This window comes from Buchnera aphidicola (Microlophium carnosum) (assembly GCA_011752475.1).
GTDB classification, from domain to species: Bacteria; Pseudomonadota; Gammaproteobacteria; order Enterobacterales; family Enterobacteriaceae; genus Buchnera; species Buchnera aphidicola_BG.
Window position 1 is genome coordinate 120,918 of sequence record CP048747.1, and the last position, 22,294, is coordinate 143,211.

Below are 22,294 nucleotides of genomic sequence, written 5' to 3' on the forward strand. Positions count from 1 at the left end.
TATAATTTAAGAAAAAAAAATGAACTTTACTTATATATACCATATTTACAGCGTTAGAAAAATAATGTTTTTGGTTATTATGGCTTGTATTCCAGGAATATTTGTTAAATATTATTTTTTTGGTAGCGGTACTTTGATACAAATTTTATTTTCTATATTAACTGCTTTGTTATTAGAGACTATTATTTTAAAAATGCGTTTTAAAAAACTTAAAACTAATTTACAAGACAATTCTACGATTTTAACGTCAGTTTTATTTGGAGTTAGTGTTCCTTCTTTACTTCCTTGGTGGATAGTCATTATCGGGTTATTTTTTTCTATCGTTGTTACTAAACATTTATATGGTGGTCTTGGTCAAAATATATTCAATCCAGCTATGGTTGGATATGCAGTATTATTAATATCTTTTCCAATTTACATGAATAATTGGCACGAAAGAGATTTTTCTATATCTTTTTTTGATGATTTTAAAAAATCTACATACACTATTTTTTTAAAACATGATGCATATATGATTGATGGAACTAGTAGTGTGGATAATACTAATTTTAAAATTATTCCAGATGCTTTTACAGAAGCTACTCCTTTAGATAATTTTAAGATTAAATCTCATTTGAAAGATAATTTTTTATCAAAAGAATATATATTAAAAAACAAAAAAAATACTATTCAAAATAGTTGGAAATATATAAATATCAGCTTTTTCTTAGGTGGTGTTTTTTTATTGTTTATACGAATAATTTGTTGGCGTATTCCGATAAGTTTTTTAACTACTTTAGGAGTTTTGTCAATGATAACTTATTTTTTTTCGCAAGAGTTATTTATGTCTCCATTAGTTCATTTTTTTTCTGGAGGAACTATGATATGTGCATTCTTTATTGCTACTGATCCAGTAACAACTTCTTGTACTAATATAGGGAAAATAATTTTTGGCATTATTATTGGCGTTTTAGTTTGGATTATTCGAAATTATAGTGATTATCCTGATGCAATTGCTTTTTCTGTTTTATTCGCAAATATGACAGTGCCATTTATAGATCATTACACAAAAACTTCTGGATATGGTCATTATAATATATGAAAATTTTCAAAAAAATATTCAAACACGCTTTTTTAATAAGTTTTTTTTCAATTATATCCATATCTGGAACAGTATTCATAAATGACATCACAAAAAATAAAATCATTAGTCAACGAGAAAAAGAAAAAAAAAAAATATTAGAAGAGGTTGTTCCTTCGAATATATATAATACATTTAAAAAAATATCATATAAAATTAAAAGTAAATTATTAGGAGATTATAAAACGCATAATTTATGGTTATTGTTTAAAAATAAAAAACCTGAAGCAGCAATTGTTGAAACTATAGCCCCTGATGGGTATTCGGGCTCTATTTACATGTTAGTAGCAGCATATTTTAATGGAAAAATTATTGGTGTAAGAGTTTTATCTCATAGGGAAACACCTGGAATTGGAGATAAAATTGAATTGTCTATTTCTGATTGGATCAGTAAATTTACTGGTATGTACGTATCTTCTATAGAAGATAAAGATTTCTCATTGAGGAAATATGGAGGAAAAATTGAACAGTTTACAGGAGCAACAATAACACCGCAATCAGTAACAAATGCTGTTAAAAGAACAGTGATTTTTATTAAAAATATACCGTCAATGTTTGATTTTTTACATAAGGATATTCATGAATATTAAATATTTTCTATATAATAGATTATGGAAAAGAAATTCTTCTTTAGTGCAATTATTAGGATTATGTCCTGTTTTAGCCATGACAACAAATTCTGTAAATGCTATAGGTTTAGGGATAACAACTACTTTAGTATTAACTTTTACAAATACGACAATTTCTATTTGTAAAAAAATTATACCTAATGATTTAAGAATCCCAATTTATATGATGATTGTTTCTTCTACTGTTACAGCGATAGAAATGTTGCTTCATGCTTATCAATTTAATTTATATCAATCTTTAGGTATTTTTATTCCATTAATAGTTACTAATTGTATTATTGTAGGACGAGCAGATCTTATTGCTTATAAAAATTCTATAATAGAATCTTTTTTTGACGGTGTTTTTATAGGTTTAGGTTCAACTTTTGCTATGTTTATAGTAGGTTCTATGCGTGAGATATTAGGTAATGGAACTTTATTTTTTGGGATTAATAAAATTATATCTAATATAGATAATTCTATGTATATTACATTGTTAGATAAACAATATACAATAATTTTAGCTATTCTCCCTCCTGGTGGTTTTTTAATATTAGGTTTTATAATTGCTATTAAAAATTTTATCGATTTGCACTATCAAAAAAATACAAGAAAAAATACTGTTACATGTTTGTGTACTAATAAAATAAAAAAAATAATACAATAATGAATAACAAAAAACGTTATAATATTTTATCACTTTTTTACAAAAAATATCCTGACCCGAACATAGAATTAGTTTATTCTTCTGACTTTGAATTATTGTTATCTGTAATTCTGTCCGCTCAATCTACTGATTTTTCTGTAAATAAAACTACTAAAATATTATTTCAAAGAGCAAATACTCCTGAAAGTATTTTGTTATTAGGATTAAACAATCTGAAAAATTATATTAGAAATATTGGCTTATATAATACTAAAGCATTGAATATTATTCGTACTTCTTTTTTAATATTAAATAAATACAATGGAATAGTTCCAAACAATCGTATTGAATTAGAGTCTTTACCTGGTGTAGGAAGAAAAACATCTAATATTATTTTAAATATATTATTCAAAAAGAAAACTATTGCTGTAGATACACATGTTTTTAGGGTATCGAATCGTACTAATTTTGCTAAAGGGAAAAATGTGAAAGAAGTTGAAAAAAAATTAATTAAAGTAGTTCCTAATATTTTTAAATTAAATTTTCATTCTTGGTTTGTTTTACACGGGAGGTATATTTGCACTGCTCGGAAAATTAAATGTAATATATGTCTAATATTTAAATTATGTGAGTTTAACAAGAAAATTTTTTAATATTTTTTTATGGATGTATAAGTGATTATTGTAAAAGTTGTTTTACCTCTTCCTATCAGACAATATTTTAAATATTTTATGCCTGATTTTATGTATCCTGTAATTGGAGGAAGAATTTTAGTTCCCTTTAATTCTAAATGTATTATAGGTATCGTAGTCGCTTTTTATAAAAAAAATGATATAAGTAAACTAAATTTTAAATATGTTAAAGCATTGATTGATACTAAGTCACTTTATACCAATATTATATTAGATCTTATTAATTGGATCAATAAACATTGTCATTGTCCTATTGGGAATTTATTTTTTTCAATTTTACCAAAGATCTTACGTTCTAGTCATGTTATAAAAAATAAATATATTTGTCAGTGGAGTATAACAAAAAAGGGTCAAGAATTAGATTTGAATTGTTTGAAAAGAAAAAAAAGACAATTATATACTTTGCTTTTTTTAAAAAAAACAAATATTTTAAGTACTGAATTAAAAAAATATAACTTATCTCATGTGATTTTAAAGAAATTAGAAAATCAAGAGTTATGTACAAGAAATATTAATTATGAAGTATTTTTTAAAAAAAAAACATTTATACTAAAGAATGTTTTTTTCAATAAAAAAATATCAATTGTTCTTGATAATATTTTAATAAGAAAACGTTTTTCATCTTGGTTGTTAACCAAAATTAATTTATATTCTAAAGTTAAATTTTATTTGGGTTTAATTAATTCAGTATTATATCAAGAGATGCAAATTTTAATCTTAGTTCCTTACATTAAAAATATAAATATCATTTTAGTTTTTTTAAAAAAATATTTTAATGTATCTATTGATATAATGCATTCAAAATTAACTAGTACTAAACACTTTAAAAATTGGATTAGAACAAAAAATGGTGAAAATTCTATTGTTATTGGTACAGGAACAAGTATTTTTTTACCTTTTTTAAAATTAGGTGTTATTATTGTTCTTGAAGAACATAACTTGCAATACAAGAGTACGGATCAATGCAGATATAATATTAGAGATTTAGGGATATTGAGAGCATATAAAGAAAATATACCTATAATTTTAGACTCAGAAACTCCATCATTAAAAACATTGTATAATATTTTGCACAAAAAGTGTTTTTATATTGAATTAGAACAATATAATTATATAAATCAATTAAATCATCGTATTATTGATTTAAAAAAAGACAAAATAAAATTTGGTTTATCTTTAACTTTAATAAATGAAATTTATAAAAACTTTAAAAAGAAACAAGTTTTATTAATTTTTAATAAGTTTAGTTTATTTTTTTTTGTATTAAAATGCAATAAATGTCATTGGATATTTGAATGTAGTAGTTGCAATCATTATTTAGAAATTAATCAATATCGTAATATTTTGTTTTGTAAATTTTGTTTAACTTACATTAAAAAACCAATTTTTTGTTATAATTGTGGATATGTTTCTTTAGTGGCAATAAATATAGATATAGAAAAAATTCAAAATAAAATACGGGATATTTTCCCAAATATTCCATTATTTTTCTTATTAAATAAAAAACATATAAATAAAAAAATATTCAATATAAAGATTTTTGAATTTTCTATTTCTAGTCCTTGTATTATTATTGTAACAGAAGAAATTGTTCAACATTGCTATTTTCCTCATATCAAATTAATTGTCTTAACTTGTATTGATAATTATTTTTTATCTTTTAACTTCCGATCCATAGAATATTTTGCTCAATTTTACATCAATTTAACTCAATTAACTAGAAATTTAAAAGAGTCATTTAAAATATTAATACAAACATCATTTCCTAATGATCTAAATTTAAAAGAAATATGTAATGACGGATATTATTCGTTTGCAAGAAAAATATTACTAATTCGAAAACAATTTTTACTACCTCCTTGGAGTTTTCATAGTATCGTTTATTCAGAAAGTGTACGTGCTGAATATAATATAATTTTTTTAAATTTAATTCGTAAAATACTACAAAAAAAATCTAATAAATACAATTGTTTTTTATGGTTTATAGGTCCTCATAATACATTTGTATTAAAAAATAAAAAAAAGTATTTTCATAAATTATTAATTCAATGCTCTTCACGTATTTTGCTTAATAATATATTAAATGAATCCATTGATTTAATTGATATTTTTACTATTTCTAAACGAGTTAATTGGTTTTTAGATATTGATCCAAATTAAAATTAAATAGAATACATATGTTAAGAAATAATTATTGATTTTATATTTTACTCATTGAAGTTTTAATGAAATTAGAATAAAATATTTTTTAAAAAATATAAAATCTAAATCCATTTATAGATAGTTTTTGATTTGTAAAAAATTAATATTAAAAAAGAGGTTTTAATGAGTGAATTTAATTTAATTAAAAGATTACGCAATAGAGGATTAATATCTCATATTACTAATGAAGATAATTTAAGTACACTCATTCAAAATAAAAGAATTTCTTTGTATTGTGGTTTTGATCCTACAGATGAAAGTCTTCATATAGGTCATCTTTTACCTTTAATTACTTTAAGAAGATTTCAAATAGCAGGTCATAGACCTATAGTACTCGTAGGAGGAGCTACAAGTTTAATTGGAGATCCTAGTTTTAAAGAAAAAGAACGTATTTTTAATACTAATAATAATATTAATAAATGGACAGAAAAAATTAGCAAACAAATTTCTTCTTTTTTAGATTTTAATTGTGGGGAAAATAGTGCTTTGTTATTAAATAATAATATATGGTTTAATAATATTAATATATTATCTTTTTTACGAGATGTTGGAAAATATTTTTCAATTAATACTATGATCAATCGGGCAGCAGTGAAAAAACGTATTACAAGACCAGATCAAGGTATTTCATTTACAGAATTTTCTTATAATTTATTACAAGCATATGATTTTTTTATTTTAAATAAACAATATGAAGTAGTTCTGCAAATTGGGGGAGCTGATCAATGGGGCAATATTTCTTCAGGGATGCATTTGATACACCGTAGATCTAAGAAAGAAGTATATGGTTTGACTGTACCTCTTCTTATACAATCTAATGGCATGAAATTTGGTAAAACAGAATCAGGAACTATATGGTTAGATGCAAATAAAACTAGTCCTTATAAATTTTATCAATTTTGGATGAATATAGAAGATGAAAACGTCTATCATTTTTTAAAGATTTTTACTTTTATAAAGATAGTAGAAATCAATAAAAGAGAACAAAAAAAGCACATTAATAATCAAATCATTGATGACAAGTCTTTTCTTGCAAAAAATATTACTCAGTTAGTACATGGAAAAGAAAATTTATTAGCAGTAGAAAGAATTACAGAATTCTTATTTTTTAAAAATATTACTAATATTCAAGAATCTGATTTTCAGCAATTAAAAAAAGATGGTATACCATTTATTAAAGTCAATCAAATGAAAGATTTACAAGAAGCATTAGTATTAACTTCATTAGCACAATCTCGTACTCAAGCTAAAAATATGATAATTTCAAATTCTATATCTATCAATACTCAAAAAATAAGAAAAAATCATATTTTTAATAACCAAGATAAATTGTTTGGGAAGTTTACTTTATTATCTAGAGGTAAAAAAAATCATTCTTTGTTATGTTGGTAATTTATTTTTAATTTATTGAAAAACTTTCGCCACAACCGCAAAAATTTTCTAATTTAGAATTGTAAAACTTAAATATTTGATTAATATTATTTTTCACAAAATCTATTGTCACTCCTGCTAAAAATGGTATATCTTTAGAATATATATATACGAGAATATTTTTATAAAAAAAACTTATTTCTTTTTTATCTTTTTCTTTTTTAAAATCTGAAGATTTTACTAATTTCATAGTATAGCGGAAGCCTGCACATCCTGATTTTTTTACACTTAATCTTATCCCTATATTATCAGAATTTAAATTAATTAGAAATAATATTTGTTTTATGGCATTGTTAGTTATTAAAATATTATTCCATATATTTTGATTTGGTAAATAAGTACTAGCCTTATCTTTATTCATAATGTCCTCTTTTTGTAAAATATATTTATAGAAATAAAAAAAATGAATTGAGATATGCTTCTATTGTCAATGAGTATTTGTATATTAAACAATATTATTTTTTATTAATTATTTTTATAAATTTTGATGTTATAATTATTTTATATTTCTATAGAAATATAAAATTTTTTTATAAAACTACATTAATTTTACAAGAAATTATTTATAATATAAAAATATTGAGGTACAAACATTATATGCAAAATCCAAAAGAGAAAATGGATTTATCGCAGTCTATTTTATCACTAATATTTATTATTTCTATAGGTGTAATAAGTTTTTTAGTAATTCATCCATTTATGTTGGGATTTTCTTGGGCGAGTATGATTGTAATTGCTACTTGGCCTATTATGTTAACAATACAGAGATTTTTAGGTGGACAGCGTTCACTCGCAGTAATGGTGATGATTATTACTTTACTGCTGTTTTTGATTATTCCAATATTTTTTTTAGTAAACAGTTTAATTGCAACAAGTATACCTATTATTCATTGGTTTAGCTCAAATATTTTAGAATTTCCAGAATTAGTATGGCTTCAAGATATTCCCCTGATTGGTAAAAAAATATTCATTAATTATCAAGAATTATTAGATAGTGATGGAGGTGAGTTAATTCGTGAAATAAGACCCTACATGGGACGTACAACTGAATTTGTTATACTGCAAGCTAAAAATTGTGGATTGTTTTTTGTACATTTAATATTAATGCTATTTTTTAGTGCTTTACTGTATTGGAATGGTGAAAAAATCAGTAATATTATTCATCGTTTTGCATATCGTATTAGTGCAAAAAATGGGTATACTATTATTTTACTAGCAACTCAAGCAGTGAGAGCTGTTGCATTAGGTGTTGCAGTAACAGCTTTCATACAAGCTCTTTTGTCTGGTATAGGATTATTGATTTCTGGTATTCCTATTTGGGCTTTTTTAATGATAATAATTTTTTTCTCTTGTTTAATACAGATAGGACCGTTGCCTATTTTAATACCTTCTATTATATGGCTGTATTGGAATGATGATACTACTTGGAGCACAATATTATTAATTTGGAGTTGTTTGGTATTCATACTTGATCATATACTTAGACCGTTTTTTATACGTCTAGGAGCTGATTTACCTATTTTATTGACTTTATCTGGAGTATTGGGTGGTTTAGTGACTTTTGGAATACTTGGTTTATTTATTGGTCCAGTAGTATTAGTAATATTTTATCGTTTAATAATATCATGGATGTATGGAATTTCAATTACATCTTTTTTAGAAAATACATCGTTAAAATAAAATTTTAATTGATATCAAGACAATAGATAAAATAAATACTTTTAATTAAATATAATCTAAATTATGATAATATAGAAGAAATAATTTAGTTATATCTAGAAATTACTAAACAGAAAATTAATCATACTATACAACTATAATTTTTTATAGGATTTGATTTTCATTTTTTTCTGTTCGAAACTTCTGTCATATTATTTAAAGTATACTATTAAAAATTCTGCTCCTAATATTATGAATATTATTCTATTGAGTATTTTAAAAACTATTAGAAACAAGATTATGACTAGTTAGTTTTTTTATGATTGTTATCAAATCTTCATATTCTTTCCAGAATAAAAAAATTCATTTAGAGAACAAAATGAAAAAAACAGATGAACTACGTACAATACGAATTGATCCATTAATAACTCCAGCTGAATTAGCAAAGCAATATGTGATTACTTCGGAAATTATGGACACTGTTATTGCAACGAGACAAAATATTGCTCGCATTATGACTGGAAAAGATTTGCGATTACTTGTTATAATAGGTCCATGTTCAGTTCATGATCCCATTGCTGCAGTAGAATATGCACATCGATTATATGAATTACGAGTAAAATACAAAGATCGTCTTGAAATTGTAATGCGTACATATTTCGAAAAACCGAGAACAGTTGTTGGATGGAAAGGACTGATTTCAGATCCAGATTTAAACGGGACTTTTCGAGTTAATCATGGATTAGCTGTAGCTCGTAAATTATTGTTAGATATTAATGCATTAGGTATGCCTGCAGCAACAGAATTTCTCGATATGGTTATAGGTCAGTTTATTGCAGATTTAATTAGTTGGGGCGCTATTGGAGCAAGAACAACAGAAAGTCAAATTCATAGAGAAATGGCTTCTGCATTGTCTTGTCCAGTAGGTTTTAAAAATGGTACTGATGGTAATATACGAATTGCAATTGACGCGATTCGCGCAGCAAAAGTTCGACATTTATTTTTAGCCCCTAATAAAGATGGACAAATGACCATTAATCATACTAGTGGTAATCCATATGGGCATATAATTATGCGAGGTGGTCGTTCTCCTAATTACCATGCTGATGATATTAATTTAGCAGTAAAACATTTACGTGAGTTTAATCTAGTAGAACATTTAATGATTGATTTTAGTCACGGTAATTGTTTGAAAGAACATCTTCGTCAAAAAAATGTTTCTAATTCTGTTTCATATCAAATTTCTCATGGTTCTCGAGCTATATTTGGTGTTATGATTGAAAGCTTTTTAGAAGAAGGTTTTCAAACAGTAACTAATACTCAACCATTAATATATGGTAAATCAATTACTGATGCTTGTTTAAATTGGAAGGATAGCACGTTAATTATTAAACAATTAGCAGATGCTGTAGATGCTCGTTTTTAATTTATATGCTAGTCAAAAAAAATTGACTAGCATGGTTTTTTTTTTGAAAGTTTGTTGTGCGAAATTTATCTTTATATTCTTGTATATAGAAACTTTTTTTTATATCAGAATACATACTATATAAATGTTTTATAAATAATTGATTTTTTTATATTAAAAAACGATTAAGATTTTTAATTAAGGACTTAAGAATGCCTGTAATAAGATTTTTTGATGGAAGTCAGCAGGTGTACGAGCATTCTGTTCCATTGATAGAGATTATTAAAAATAAAAAACCTAATATTATAAAATCTCTTGTTGCAGTTTCTGTGAATAATCATTTTGCAAATTTTAACGATTTAATAGAAGAAGATTCTTTTATAGAATTTTTTAATCAAACAGATCATAAAACATTAAATATTATTCGATATTCTTGTGCACAACTTTTAAGTTATGCGATAAAAAATATATGGTCCTTTTCACAAATTGCGACAAGCAATATTATAGAAAATGGTTTTTATTGTGATGTAGATTGCGAAAACAAAATTTCAGAACAAGATCTTATCTTATTAGAAAAAAATATGAATATTCTTATAAAAAAAGAATATAATATTTTAAATAAATTAGTCTCTCATGCTGAAGCGAGAAAAATTTTTCAAAAATTTTTTGAGAGATATAAAATTTCTTTAATTGATAAAAAAAACAATTGTGAAAAGAAAATTTCTTTGTATTACCATGAAAATTATGTAGATCTTGATATGGGAATGCAAGTTTCTAATATAAAATTTTGTAAATATTTTAAACTTCAGAAAATTGGGGGGGTTTACTGGGAGAAGAATAAAAAAAATAAAATGCTACATCGTATTTATGGTACAGCTTGGTCTAGTAAGGAGGAACTAGATAAACATCTTAATTATTTAAATGAGCTCGAAAAAAGAGATCATAGAAGAATTGGAAAATTTCTTCAATTGTATCATATGCAAGAAGAATCTCCGGGTATGATTTTCTGGCATAATAAAGGTTGGATTATTTTTAATGAACTGCAAAATTTTGTTCGATTAAAGCTAAAAGAGTATCAATATAAAGAAGTTAAAACACCATTATTGATAGATAAATCAATTTGGGAAAAAAGCGGACATTGGGATAATTATAAAAATGCTATTTTTACTACATCATCAGAACATCGAGAATATTGTATTAAACCAATGAATTGTCCTGGACATGTACAAGTTTTTAATAGCAGATTAAAATCTTATCGAGATTTACCTATTCGTATGGCAGAATTTGGAAGTTGTCATCGTAATGAACCTTCAGGTTCTTTACATGGACTCATGCGAGTGCGAAATTTTACTCAAGATGATGCTCATATATTTTGTACTAGAGAACAAGTACGCGCCGAAATTAATGATTGTATTAAAATGATATATGATATGTACAGCATATTTAATTTTAAAAAAATATTAGTTAAACTATCTACTCGTCCAGAAAAACGTATTGGAACCGATTCTTTATGGGATGAATCAGAAAAAGATTTATCTGATATGTTACTAGAAAATCATTTATCATTTGAATATCAATCAGGAGAAGGTGCTTTCTACGGACCTAAAATTGAATTTATTTTACAAGATTCTTTAGATCGAAATTGGCAATGTGGAACAATTCAACTTGATTTTTATTTGCCATTACGTTTAAATTCGTTCTATATAAATGAAAATAATGAACGTCAAGTTCCTGTAATTATTCATCGAGCGATATTAGGTTCAATAGAACGATTTATTGGTATACTCATTGAAGAATGTTCAGGTAATTTGCCAACATGGTTATCTCCGATACAAGTAGTAATTATTGGTATTACTGATATTAGCTCAGATTATGTTAAAGAATTATTTATAAGATTTTCTGATGTTAACATTCGTATAGAATCTGATTTAAGAAATGAAAAAATTGGTTTTAAAATTCGTGAACATACACTACGTCGCATTCCTTATATACTAATTTGCGGTAAAAAAGAAATTAGTTCTAGAAAAATATCTGTTCGAAATAGAAATGGTTATAATTTCGGCATGATTGATATTGATTTTTTTATTGAAAAGTTACAAAAAGAAATTATTACTCGTAACTTTTATCAAATGGAGGAATAAAGTATTAAAGGTGGAAAAAGAATTCAATTGATACGTCCTAATCGAGTTAACAGTGAGATACGTGCCGTTAAAGTTCGTCTTACAGGCGTCGAAGGCGATCAAATTGGTATAGTTAATTTACGTGAAGCTTTAGAAAAATCTGAGGAGTTAGGATTAGATTTAGTTGAAATTAGTCCAAATGCTGAACCTCCCGTTTGTCGTATTATGGATTATGGAAAGTTTCTTTATGAAAAAAGTAAATCTTCCAAGGAACAGAAAAAAAAACAAAAAGTGATTCAGATAAAAGAAATAAAATTTCGTCCAGGAACTGATGAAGGCGATTATCAAGTTAAATTACGTAATTTAATACGTTTTTTAGGTGATGGCGATAAAACTAAAATTACTCTACGATTTAGAGGTCGAGAAATGGCACATCAAAAAATTGGTGTGGATGTTTTGAATAGAGTTAAAAATGACTTGATTGAATTAGCAACTGTAGAATCTTTTCCATCGAAAATTGAAGGTCGACAAATGATAATGATTTTAGCACCAAAGAAAAAATAATAATGTTTAATTATATTTTTTTAGAATATATATGTAAATTATTTAAACAATTTTTTATATTTTTTTTTATAATTTAAATGAAATAGTTTATGCCAAAAATTAAAACTTTAAAAAGTGCAGCTAAACGTTTTAAAAAAACTGCATCTGGTAAATTTAAACGTAAACAAGCAAACTTACGTCATATTTTAACGAAAAAAACAACAACTAAAAAACGTCATCTTCGTCCTAAGATTCTAGTATCTAAAGGAGATATAGATAGAGTTAAATCTTTTTTACCATATGCGTAAATTCACTTTTTTATGAAGATTTTACGAATAGGAGAGCATAAATGGCTCGTGTAAAACGTGGAGTAATTGCCCACGCTCGTCACAAAAAAATCTTAAAACAAGCAAAAGGTTACTATGGAGCTCGATCGCGTATTTATAGAGTTGCTTGTCAAGCAGTAATTAAAGCTGGTCAATATGCTTATCGTGATAGACGACAACGAAAACGACAATTCCGTCAATTATGGATTTCACGTATTAATGCTGCTGTTCGACAAAGTAAAATGTCTTATAGTAATTTTATATTTGGTTTAAAAAAAGCTTCAATTAATATTGATCGAAAAATATTATCTGATATTGCAATATTTGATATATTTTCATTTAATGCATTAGTAAAAAAAGCAAAAGAAGCTTTATTGTAAATATTACATTTTAGTATATTAAGATAAGTATATTACGAGGGGAAAATTAATCTCCCCTCCATTTTAAAAAAATTACTATATCTAATAGAGTTTTTTTTTATATTTCAATTTTAGATTTATTCGTCTGAATAAAAATAAGCTTCCTTTATGGAAGCTTTTTAGTATGTTAAATACATTCTTAAATACAAATAAAATAAAAAAAGAATATAATATGTTAAATTTAAATCAGTTATTCAAAACTGTTAAAATAGATATAAAAAATTCAAAAACAATAGAAGAATTAGATAAAATTCGTGTGAAATATTTAGGAAAAAAAGGTATTTTTACTGCTTATATGAAAAATTTAAAAAATTTTTCTTTTGAAGAAAAAAAGCAATATAGTATTTTTATTAATCAAAAAAAACAAGAAATTATTGAACAAATTAATCAAAAAAAACAAAAAGTAACTATAGAGATTTTAGAACAACGTATTAAGAAAGAAACTATTGATGTATCTTTACCTGGACGTCGGATGGAACGCGGTTGTTTACATCCTATAACACATACTATTAATCATATAAAAAATTTTTTTTTAACATTAGGATTTCAATCAATAAATAGTCCTGAAATAGAAGATGAATATCATAATTTTGATGCTTTAAATATTTCTAAAAATCATCCAGCTCGAGATAGTCATGATACTTTTTGGTTTGATGATGTGCGATTATTAAGAACACAAACTTCAAGTATGCAAATTCGCATTATGAAAAAAGAAAAGCCACCAATTAGATTTATTTTTCCTGGTAAAGTGTACCGTAATGATTACGATATTACACATACACCTATGTTTCATCAAATTGAAGGTTTGATAGTTGATAAAAATATTAATTTTTCCAATTTAAAATGGATTATATATAAATTTTTATATAATTTTTTTGGAGAAGAAGTTTCTATTAAATTTCGTCCATCGTATTTTCCTTTTACTGTACCTTCTGCAGAAGTAGATATTATTAATCATGATGGAAAATCTTTAGAAATATTAGGATGTGGAATGGTACATCCTAATGTCTTGAAAAATGTTAATATTAATTCAAAGATATATTCTGCTTGTGCTTTTGGAATAGGTATTGAAAGAATTACAATGCTACGCTATGGAATCTCTGATATTCGATCTTTTTTTGAAAACGACATAAGATTTTTAGATCAATTTAAATATAATTAGCAGGATAAAATGAAATTTAGTGAAAAATGGTTGCGTGAATGGATAAATCCAAAAATTAATAGTGAGATTTTATACGAACAAATTTCTAGTTCTGGTATTGAAGTAGAACATATTAATAATTTTAAAGTTACATTTGATGGTGTTGTAGTTGGTGAAATAGTTCAATGTGTTTCCCATTCTCAATCTCATAATTTAAAGATACTGAAAGTAGATATAGGAGATAAAAAATTATTAAATATTATATGTGGAGCACCTAATTGTTATAATGGTATGAAAGTTGCAGTAGCTACCATCGGTTCTACTTTACCTAAAAATATAATAATTAGTAAAAAAATATTCTTGGGAGAATTATCTGAAGGAATGCTGTGTTCTTTTTTTGAATTAGGTATTTTTTTTGATGACAATAACATTATTGAATTTCCTAAAGAAACAATGATAGGGATTGATGTGCATGATTATTTATCATTAAATGATAATATTATTAAAGTTGCTATGACGTCGAATCGTCCAGATAGCATGAGTATTTTAGGTTTGTCTCGCAATATAGCAGCTATAAATAATTTAAGAATACCACCTTTAATATATAAATCCATTCCTGTAATTGTTGAGAAAAAAATTGATATTGATATTCAAGCAAAAAAAGATTGTATTAATTTTTTAGGGAGAATGATAGAAAATATTAATATAGATGTTGATATTCCTTTTCAGATGAAAAAAAAATTATTTTTTTCTGATCTTTTAACAGAAAATGTGATAACAAATATTCTTAATTACGTCTTAATTGAAATTGGACAACCATTAAATGCACTAAATTCAGATAATATTGATGGTTCTGTTATAGTTCGTCTGGCAAAAGATAAAGAAAATATATTTTTAAAGAATAATATAAATATAAGTTTAAATAAAAATATATTAGTTTTTTCTGATACTAGTAAAATCTTATTCCTTCCTGGAAATATTAATTCTAATATTGTTGATGTTAATAAAAATACTAAAAACATATTTTTAACTTCATCTTTAATTAACAGACATTCAATTTTTTATATTCTCAAAAAAATGAATTCTAATAAAATATTAGAATATTACAATTATGGTGTTGATCCGTTACTTCAAAATTATGCTATTGAGTATGCAACTGATTTAATTATAAAAATATGTGGTGGTACTCCTGGTCCAGTTAATAGTAAAAAAGTTGATTCTTCTATACATAAAAATGCAATAAGATTGCATCATAAAACAGTAAATAAAGTGATAGGTTTTTTTGTTGATACAATTGTTATTTCAAATATTTTATGTAGTCTTGATTATCAGTTAAATTTTCAAAAAAAATTTTGGAACGTTATTCCTCCTAGCTGGCGATTCGATATACTTATTGAGGAAGATGTAATTAGTGATATACTTCGAATTTACGGATATAAAAATGTTTGTTTGACTCCATTAAAAGAGTTTTCAGATTGTAATAAAAAAAGTGAATTGATAGATTTTTTATTAAATAAATCTGCGATTATATTAATTAATCAAGGTTATTATGAAGTTATAAACTATGGTTTTATTGATCCTAAAATACAAAATTTAATTTTTCCGAATAAAAAAAATTTATTGTTATCTAATCCTATTTCTCAAGATATGTCATGTATGCGCTTATCTTTATGGCCTGGTTTGCTTAAAAATATTTCTTTTAATAAAAATCGTCAGCAACATAGTATCCGTATTTTTGAAAGTGGACTTTGTTTTGCAGAGGATGAAAAAGAAAATCTTGGTGTGAAGCAAGAATTTTTTTTAGCAGCAGCAATTAGTGGAAATTATATTAAAGAAAATTGGTATGATAAAACAAGAAAAATGGATTTTTATGATTTAAAAGGTGATTTGGAATCTATATTAGAATCGTTATGTCAATTGAATCATATAGAATTTCGGCGTGAAATAATATCTGGACTACATCCAGAACAAAGTGCATCAGTTTATTTTAGAAATCATTTAATTGGTAGTATTGGAGCCATTGACCCAAGACTAGAAAAAGAATTAAATATAAATAGTGCTACATTTTTATTTGAAATATCATTAAATCATTTTTCATATATTAAACCATTAAAAATTCAAGAAATTTCAAAATTTCCTACTATTCGACGTGATATTGCAATACTAATCTCAGAAGAGATTTCAGTTTATACTGTTATTAAAGAATGTAAAAAGTTTTTTATTAATCAAAAAGTAGAAATTAATATATTTGATATATACTCTTGTGAAGAATTTTATAATAAGAAAAAAAGTTTAGGGATTAGTTTTATTTTTCAGAATAAAAAAAGAACTTTACAAGATAATGAAATTAATTTAAAGATGAACGATCTTATAGGAGTATTAAAGAACAAATTTCAAGCTATCTTAAGGAAATAAACTTATGGTACTTACAAAATCCGAAATTTCAGAAAATTTATTTGAGAAATTACAATTAACTAAAAAAGAATCAAAGAAATTTGTAGAATTTTTTTTTGAAGAAGTTAAAAAATCCTTAGAACAGGGAGAAGATGTTAAATTATCTGGATTTGGAAATTTTCAAATCAAGAATAAAAAATCTCGTCCTGGTAGAAATCCTAGAACAGGAGAATTTTGTCTTATAACAGCTAGAAGAGTAGTTACTTTTAAAGCTGGACAAAAACTGAAAAGTAAAATTGATATTAATTTAATAAAAAAAAATAATGATGTTTAGTATTACTAGAATCATTTTTTAAAAAAATTAATAATATATAATTATCTAATTTTTATTTTTTATTTACCAGCAATCACTGAGATCCTTATTATATTCGTAGTACATATTGTGTAATAGTTATGTACAGATATACTAGAGTATTATTCTAGAACTTTTTTTTAAAATTTTTAAAATAAAATTAATTGTGTTGATATATTTTGTTCTAAATAATACTAAAGTTATTCTTATTCGTTTTTTTGGTATATAAATAAAACAAAAAGATCTGTTTTTAATTAAAAAATTTAGATGTTAATTAATATTACACTGTATATAAAAAAATAAATGTTGTTCTTGTATCTACTGCTAAATTATATTTTGAGTTTACCTTTTTTAGATATATCTTATAATAAGAGTGCAGGTATAAATTATATGATTTTTTAGATAGGTTTTAGTATATTTTTCATTAATTACAAAGTTAAAAATTAGAGAATTTATTATAAATTCTGCATTAGTTAAAGTGTTTTCTTTAATAATTAAAAAGATTAAATCTTGTAAAAAATAGCAGTTGTATTATTTTGATGAGTACCGAGTACACTTTTTTTGTAGAAAGTGCTTATCACTTGCTCATATAATCTAATATATCAAACGTTTTATTAAGACATGCTAATATTTTTGTATATTTTAGTTGCAAATATAATCACATTCATATGTTAATTACTAATTTTTATTTTTCTAAACTAACATTAATCATGTTATTTGCTGTTTTTAAAAGATGTAACAATACAATGAGCACTTATCATAAAAAAATAATAAACGAATAGAGTTTTTTTATTATGATGATGTAATAAAAGTGCATCATTTAGTCTGTTTTAAATTAGAATCCTTTAAAAAATTACAGGATTATAGAGAAGAAATTCAAAATACAGGAGGTGAGAGTATTCTACTGATGTGTTTCATTTGTATTTTAGAACTAGATACAAAAGAATAAAATTATATAAAACATTGTATAATTTTATAAATTGATCAGGATTTATTCTGACTTATTTTTGAATATTGTGATTTTTAATTGTTTAGAATTTTGTCAAGTTATTAAAAACAGAGTTCTTTTTTTAAATTATATTAACGAAAAAAATTTATATCTAGAAAATTATATAAAATTTTAATTAGATTTAGATTCGAATATTGTCATAATTTTTGATGAATATATTATATATATTAAATATCTAAAAAAATACATGGAAGTTTATTATTTTCGCTAAAAAAGTTCTTTTTTATTTTTATAAAAAAATTTATTATTTGGTATTGTTCATAAAAATATATTTATTTTAAAGTAATATTGTGCTAAAAAAATCAATAAAAATAAATTTTTATTAATATGTATTAGGTAATTGATTTGTTGAAGACTCAAAAATAAATATATAGAGTATTATATTATATTTATTCTCAAATACTAAAAAATAAACCTCGTGTTTTATAAGAATAGGTAATCTATAAGATTTTTATATGAATAGTTGATAAAAAAAGTATAGAAATAAAAGATATAATGAAGTTTAATCTTATTTTAGATAGTATACGTACTTGTTGCACTCTTTAATATTATACTCGTTCTTATTTATACATCGTGTTTACATTATTAGTAGCTCGTTTAAAATATCAATACATAATTTAGATTGTTATCAGACATTAATGTCTAATGTAAGAATTTCAATAAAAAATAATACATTCTCTAATGTATATTAAATTTTTATAAAAAAATAAAATTAATTTTCAGTAGTATAATTTTAAGGAAAAACAAATGAATTTTTTAATTCAAAATGCTAATGCTATAGCACATGAAACATCAGAAAGTGGAAATTCGTATTCTTTAATATTTATGGTTATAATATTTTTATTAGTTTTTTATTTTATGCTTTTTCGTCCTCAACAAAAGAAAGATAAAGAACATAAAAATCTCATGCATTCTCTTGTTTCAGGAGATGAAGTTATAACAACTAGTGGATTATTAGGACGCATAAAAAAAATTACAAAAAATGGATATATTTTACTTCAATTGAACGATACAACTGAAGTCTTTATAAAACAAGATTTTATAGCATCGTCATTACCTAAAGGCACTTTAAAATCGTTATAATTGTTATTACTAAAAAAGTGTAATATATTTATACTGAATGCTTATTTTTTTTAAATATATTTAATATAAATAAGAGAAATCTGCTATTGAAAAAAAAATTTTTTTTAAGGCATTAAGTAAAAGTAATCGGTTTAATCGTATTTTAGAATTAGAATCATTTATTTTAACTTTGTTAAAAAAATTACATATAGGTTTTTCAAGTTCTTTGATTTTTATTAAAATATCTTGATATTTTTTTTCTAAAAATAATTTTTTTGTATCAACTTTAAATTTTTTTATTTGGTTAAATAATATCATTTCTTCTTCTTTTTGTATTAATTTGATATTAATACGTCCAGAAATTTTTTTACTTTCTTTGTCTAAAATGTTCGATATTCTTTTAATAGATAATATTATTGATTTTGAACCTTCTAGTTTTTGAAAAGAAGATATAGCTTGTATTTTTTGATCAATATCTATTAGTTGTGTTGATTTATACGTTAGTATTGATTTAATAGTTTTTATTTTATATCCTGTTTCTTCATACCAATGAAATAATCTTTTGATTAAAAATTTAAAAATTTCACTTGATATTAATAAATTATTAGTATTTTTTTTATTATATAGATTGAGGCTTTTATTAATTAAATCGTTTAAATCTAATGGTATATTTTTTACGATAATAATACGTATTATTCCTATTGCTAAACGTCTTAACGCAAATGGATCTTTATCTGCACTGGGGGTGTTTCCAATATAAAACATTCCTGATAAAGTATCCATTTTATCAGCAATTGATAATGCACAACCTATAGCAGTACACGGAAGTCTATCACCTGAAAAAGACGGTAAATATTGTTCTTCAAGAGCAATAGCAACATTTTTTTGTTCTTTGTCTTTTAAAGAATAATACATGCCTATAGTGCCTTGTAATTCTGGAAATTCGCATACAACATGAGTAATCAGATCACATTTAGATAGAAGTGCTGCTCTAATTGCATCTTGTATGTTACTACAATTATACTTAGCAATCCATTTAACAAGTAATTTAAGACGCAATGTTTTTTCATACAATGAACCAAGCTTGTTTTGAAACAAAACTTTTTTTAAAGATAAAAGATGGCTTTCTAATTTTACCATTCTATCATTTTTAAAAAAAAATTCAGCATCTGAAAGTCGTGCATGCATTACTTTTTGATTTCCTATAATAATTTTTTTTGGTTCTTTTGAGTTAATATTAGAAACAAAGATAAAATATGGAAGAAGTTTGTTTTGAAAATTATATACTGGAAAACATTTTTGTTGTTTTTCTATAGTATGTATTAGTATTTTTTCAGGTATTTTAAGAAATTTTTTTTTAAAAGTAGCTAAAAGTACTTCAGGTGATTCTACTAAAGCAGTCACTTCTTCAATTAAAAAATCACTATTTTTTATATATCCGTTAATTTTTTGCGCAATTTCTTTAATTTTTTTTATAATTATTTCTTTACGAGTTATATAATTAGCCACGATATTATTTTTTTGAAAAAGAATCGTCGGGTAGTCTTTTGCATCTTTAATTTCTATTTGATTTTCTTTTGAAGAAAGATGGTTATGAAGAAGATTATTAGAAGAAATATTAAATATATCTCCTATAATAGTTTGATTATCTAATAATATTACAATATTACGAATAGGACGAAAAAATTTTTGATTGTGTATTTCCCAACGCATACTTTTTTTTATCGAAATATTTTTTAGAGCTATTTCAGTAATTTTAGGAATTAGTAGTTCAATTTTTTCTTGTTTTTTTCTTGTTCGATATAATAACCATTCACCTTTTTCATTTTTTAAACGACTAGCTTGATTTATATTAATTCCAAAATTTTTTAACCAACTAATAGCTGCTTTTGTTAAGCATCCATTTTTATCGTAAGTATTTTTTATTGATGGACCTCTGTTTGTTTTTTCTATAAATTGATCTGTTGTATCAATATCTATAACTTTTAATGCTAATCTTCTTGGAGTAGAAAAATGATTAATTTTTTTATATAAAATATTATAAGAATTTAATTCTTCAGTAAAATTTTCATGAAAAGATAAAGATATTTTCCAAAGTAATCTAGAAGGTAGTTCTTCGGTTCCTATTTCAATTAATAATGTTTTTTTTTTCATTTTTTTCTCTCTTTTTATGACATAATGGAAAGCCTAATTTTTCTCTTGCATTCAAGTATCTTATTGCTATTTGAGTAGTTAATTGTCGAATTCGAAAAATATAATTTTGACGTTCATTGGAAGATATAGCTTTTCTTGCATCTAATAAATTAAATATATGATTTGCTTGTAATATTTTTTCATATGATACTAATAATAATGGTTTTTTTAAATCTATTAATTTTTTTGCTTCTAGTTCATATTCTTTAAAGGAATTGAATAAAAAATTAACATCAGAATATTGAAAATTATATTGTGAATGTTCTATTTCATTTTGTTGGAAAATATCACCATAAGTTATTTTTTTTTTATTATGTGTATTCCAAATTAGATCATATACATTTGATTTATTTTGCATATGCATAGCAATTCTTTCTAAACCATATGTTATTTCTACAGTTATAGGATTACATTCTAATCCACCTACTTGTTGAAAATAAGTGAATTGAGTAATTTCCATTCCATTTAACCAAACCTCCCATCCAATACCCCAAGCACCTAACGTAGGATTTTCCCAATTGTCTTCTACAAAACGTATGTCATGTATTTTTTCGTCTATATTTAATAAATTTAATGAGTTTAAATAAAGATTTTGAATGTTATCTAGAGGAGGTTTTATAATAACTTGAAATTGGTAGTAATATTGTAAACGATTAGGGTTTTTTCCATATCTTCCATCAGAAGGACGACGACAAGCTTGAACATATGCGGCATTAATTGGTTCTGGTCCAATAGTACCCAAAAAGGTAATATTATGAAATGTACCTGCTCCTATTGGCAGATCTAATGGTTGAAAAATAGTACATCCTTGTTTTAACCAGTATTCTTGTAAAATTGTAATTAAATTATAAAAATTATTATGATGATTTTTCATTTTACATCCAGAAAGGATAATAGGGATACACTGTATATTTTATAATAATTCTTTTCTTTTTTTTTTGTATATTTTAAATATTGTATATGTTTTAAAAA

Annotated in this window: 20 protein-coding genes; 17 read left to right on the top strand and 3 right to left on the bottom strand. The window is 24.1% G+C overall.

Annotated features, from left to right (window positions below; translation table 11 throughout):
* Nucleotides 1-19 precede the first annotated feature (19 nt).
* The 6 genes from G4A98_00575 to tyrS all read left to right on the top strand — a co-directional run bounded on the left by G4A98_00575 (nt 20) and on the right by tyrS (nt 6,660).
* Nucleotides 20-1,081 (top strand): RnfABCDGE type electron transport complex subunit D, encoded by a 1,062-nt coding sequence (locus tag G4A98_00575; GenBank protein ID QIQ41724.1) that lies wholly within the window; start codon nt 20-22, stop codon nt 1,079-1,081.
* On the top strand, nt 1,078-1,710 hold the full coding sequence (rsxG, locus tag G4A98_00580; protein ID QIQ41725.1) for an electron transport complex subunit RsxG: 633 nt from the start codon (nt 1,078-1,080) through the stop codon (nt 1,708-1,710). The genes G4A98_00575 and rsxG overlap by 4 nt, the downstream gene beginning before the upstream one ends.
* Nucleotides 1,700-2,395 carry an electron transport complex subunit E gene (locus tag G4A98_00585; GenBank protein QIQ41726.1) on the top strand — a complete coding sequence of 232 codons (696 nt, stop codon included), beginning with the start codon at nt 1,700-1,702 and terminating at the stop codon, nt 2,393-2,395. Before rsxG ends, G4A98_00585 begins: the two co-directional genes overlap by 11 nt.
* Nucleotides 2,395-3,027, top strand: a complete 633-nt coding sequence (nth, locus tag G4A98_00590; protein QIQ41727.1) for an endonuclease III — start codon at nt 2,395-2,397, stop codon at nt 3,025-3,027. Before G4A98_00585 ends, nth begins: the two co-directional genes overlap by 1 nt.
* A 21-nt stretch (nt 3,028-3,048) precedes the next feature.
* Nucleotides 3,049-5,226 carry a primosomal protein N' gene (gene priA / locus G4A98_00595; protein ID QIQ41728.1) on the top strand — a complete coding sequence of 726 codons (2,178 nt, stop codon included), beginning with the start codon at nt 3,049-3,051 and terminating at the stop codon, nt 5,224-5,226.
* Nucleotides 5,227-5,391: 165 nt separating this feature from the next.
* On the top strand, nt 5,392-6,660 hold the full coding sequence (tyrS, locus tag G4A98_00600; protein QIQ41729.1) for a tyrosine--tRNA ligase: 1,269 nt from the start codon (nt 5,392-5,394) through the stop codon (nt 6,658-6,660).
* A 7-nt stretch (nt 6,661-6,667) separates the two neighbouring features.
* Here the strand turns inward: tyrS and G4A98_00605 are convergent, their stop codons facing one another.
* A complete protein-coding gene (locus G4A98_00605; GenBank protein ID QIQ41730.1) occupies nt 6,668-7,060 on the bottom strand; it encodes an iron-sulfur cluster assembly accessory protein in 393 nt (130 codons plus the stop codon).
* Between the two features lie 236 nt (nt 7,061-7,296).
* Here G4A98_00605 and ydiK point away from each other — a divergent pair, with 236 nt between their 5' ends.
* The 11 genes from ydiK to yajC all read left to right on the top strand — a co-directional run bounded on the left by ydiK (nt 7,297) and on the right by yajC (nt 19,150).
* Nucleotides 7,297-8,379 (top strand): AI-2E family transporter YdiK, encoded by a 1,083-nt coding sequence (gene ydiK, locus G4A98_00610; GenBank protein ID QIQ41731.1) that lies wholly within the window; start codon nt 7,297-7,299, stop codon nt 8,377-8,379.
* Between the two features lie 358 nt (nt 8,380-8,737).
* On the top strand, nt 8,738-9,784 hold the full coding sequence (locus tag G4A98_00615; GenBank protein QIQ41732.1) for a 3-deoxy-7-phosphoheptulonate synthase: 1,047 nt from the start codon (nt 8,738-8,740) through the stop codon (nt 9,782-9,784).
* A gap of 191 nt (nt 9,785-9,975) precedes the next feature.
* Nucleotides 9,976-11,904, top strand: a complete 1,929-nt coding sequence (gene thrS / locus G4A98_00620; protein ID QIQ41733.1) for a threonine--tRNA ligase — start codon at nt 9,976-9,978, stop codon at nt 11,902-11,904.
* A gap of 3 nt (nt 11,905-11,907) precedes the next feature.
* A complete protein-coding gene (gene infC / locus G4A98_00625; protein ID QIQ42159.1) occupies nt 11,908-12,447 on the top strand; it encodes a translation initiation factor IF-3 in 540 nt (179 codons plus the stop codon).
* An 89-nt stretch (nt 12,448-12,536) separates the two neighbouring features.
* Nucleotides 12,537-12,734 (top strand): 50S ribosomal protein L35, encoded by a 198-nt coding sequence (rpmI, locus tag G4A98_00630; protein QIQ41734.1) that lies wholly within the window; start codon nt 12,537-12,539, stop codon nt 12,732-12,734.
* Between the two features lie 41 nt (nt 12,735-12,775).
* Complete coding sequence (gene rplT / locus G4A98_00635; protein QIQ41735.1) at nt 12,776-13,132, top strand: 50S ribosomal protein L20; 357 nt, start codon at nt 12,776-12,778, stop codon at nt 13,130-13,132.
* A 211-nt stretch (nt 13,133-13,343) separates the two neighbouring features.
* A complete protein-coding gene (pheS, locus tag G4A98_00640) occupies nt 13,344-14,333 on the top strand; it encodes a phenylalanine--tRNA ligase subunit alpha (protein ID QIQ42160.1) in 990 nt (329 codons plus the stop codon).
* A 9-nt stretch (nt 14,334-14,342) separates the two neighbouring features.
* The gene (locus G4A98_00645; GenBank protein QIQ41736.1) at nt 14,343-16,727 is read left to right on the top strand and encodes a phenylalanine--tRNA ligase subunit beta; all 2,385 of its coding nucleotides are present in this window, start codon (nt 14,343-14,345) and stop codon (nt 16,725-16,727) included.
* Between the two features lie 4 nt (nt 16,728-16,731).
* Entirely contained in the window at nt 16,732-17,040 is a 309-nt protein-coding gene (locus tag G4A98_00650) for an integration host factor subunit alpha (protein ID QIQ41737.1), read from the top strand.
* A gap of 617 nt (nt 17,041-17,657) precedes the next feature.
* Nucleotides 17,658-17,840 carry an S-adenosylmethionine:tRNA ribosyltransferase-isomerase gene (locus G4A98_00655; GenBank protein ID QIQ42161.1) on the top strand — a complete coding sequence of 61 codons (183 nt, stop codon included), beginning with the start codon at nt 17,658-17,660 and terminating at the stop codon, nt 17,838-17,840.
* A gap of 974 nt (nt 17,841-18,814) precedes the next feature.
* Nucleotides 18,815-19,150, top strand: coding sequence for a preprotein translocase subunit YajC (gene yajC / locus G4A98_00660; protein ID QIQ41738.1), 336 nt, complete (start codon nt 18,815-18,817; stop codon nt 19,148-19,150).
* Between the two features lie 60 nt (nt 19,151-19,210).
* On the opposite strand, the gene G4A98_00665 is transcribed toward yajC, so the two are convergent.
* A complete protein-coding gene (locus G4A98_00665; protein ID QIQ41739.1) occupies nt 19,211-21,283 on the bottom strand; it encodes a glycine--tRNA ligase subunit beta in 2,073 nt (690 codons plus the stop codon).
* A complete protein-coding gene (gene glyQ, locus G4A98_00670) occupies nt 21,258-22,196 on the bottom strand; it encodes a glycine--tRNA ligase subunit alpha (GenBank protein QIQ41740.1) in 939 nt (312 codons plus the stop codon). Before glyQ ends, G4A98_00665 begins: the two co-directional genes overlap by 26 nt.
* Nucleotides 22,197-22,294: the final 98 nt, after the last annotated feature.

Coding starts and splice junctions, on each gene's coding strand:
- G4A98_00575 (QIQ41724.1), top strand. CDS start 20: ATGAACTTTACTTATATATACCATATTTACAGCGTTAGAAAAATAATG.
- rsxG (QIQ41725.1), top strand. CDS start 1,078: ATGAAAATTTTCAAAAAAATATTCAAACACGCTTTTTTAATAAGTTTT.
- G4A98_00585 (QIQ41726.1), top strand. CDS start 1,700: ATGAATATTAAATATTTTCTATATAATAGATTATGGAAAAGAAATTCT.
- nth (QIQ41727.1), top strand. CDS start 2,395: ATGAATAACAAAAAACGTTATAATATTTTATCACTTTTTTACAAAAAA.
- tyrS (QIQ41729.1), top strand. CDS start 5,392: ATGAGTGAATTTAATTTAATTAAAAGATTACGCAATAGAGGATTAATA.
- G4A98_00605 (QIQ41730.1), bottom strand. CDS start 7,060: ATGAATAAAGATAAGGCTAGTACTTATTTACCAAATCAAAATATATGG.
- ydiK (QIQ41731.1), top strand. CDS start 7,297: ATGCAAAATCCAAAAGAGAAAATGGATTTATCGCAGTCTATTTTATCA.
- G4A98_00615 (QIQ41732.1), top strand. CDS start 8,738: ATGAAAAAAACAGATGAACTACGTACAATACGAATTGATCCATTAATA.
- thrS (QIQ41733.1), top strand. CDS start 9,976: ATGCCTGTAATAAGATTTTTTGATGGAAGTCAGCAGGTGTACGAGCAT.
- rpmI (QIQ41734.1), top strand. CDS start 12,537: ATGCCAAAAATTAAAACTTTAAAAAGTGCAGCTAAACGTTTTAAAAAA.
- rplT (QIQ41735.1), top strand. CDS start 12,776: ATGGCTCGTGTAAAACGTGGAGTAATTGCCCACGCTCGTCACAAAAAA.
- pheS (QIQ42160.1), top strand. CDS start 13,344: ATGTTAAATTTAAATCAGTTATTCAAAACTGTTAAAATAGATATAAAA.
- G4A98_00645 (QIQ41736.1), top strand. CDS start 14,343: ATGAAATTTAGTGAAAAATGGTTGCGTGAATGGATAAATCCAAAAATT.
- G4A98_00650 (QIQ41737.1), top strand. CDS start 16,732: ATGGTACTTACAAAATCCGAAATTTCAGAAAATTTATTTGAGAAATTA.
- yajC (QIQ41738.1), top strand. CDS start 18,815: ATGAATTTTTTAATTCAAAATGCTAATGCTATAGCACATGAAACATCA.
- G4A98_00665 (QIQ41739.1), bottom strand. CDS start 21,283: ATGAAAAAAAAAACATTATTAATTGAAATAGGAACCGAAGAACTACCT.
- glyQ (QIQ41740.1), bottom strand. CDS start 22,196: ATGAAAAATCATCATAATAATTTTTATAATTTAATTACAATTTTACAA.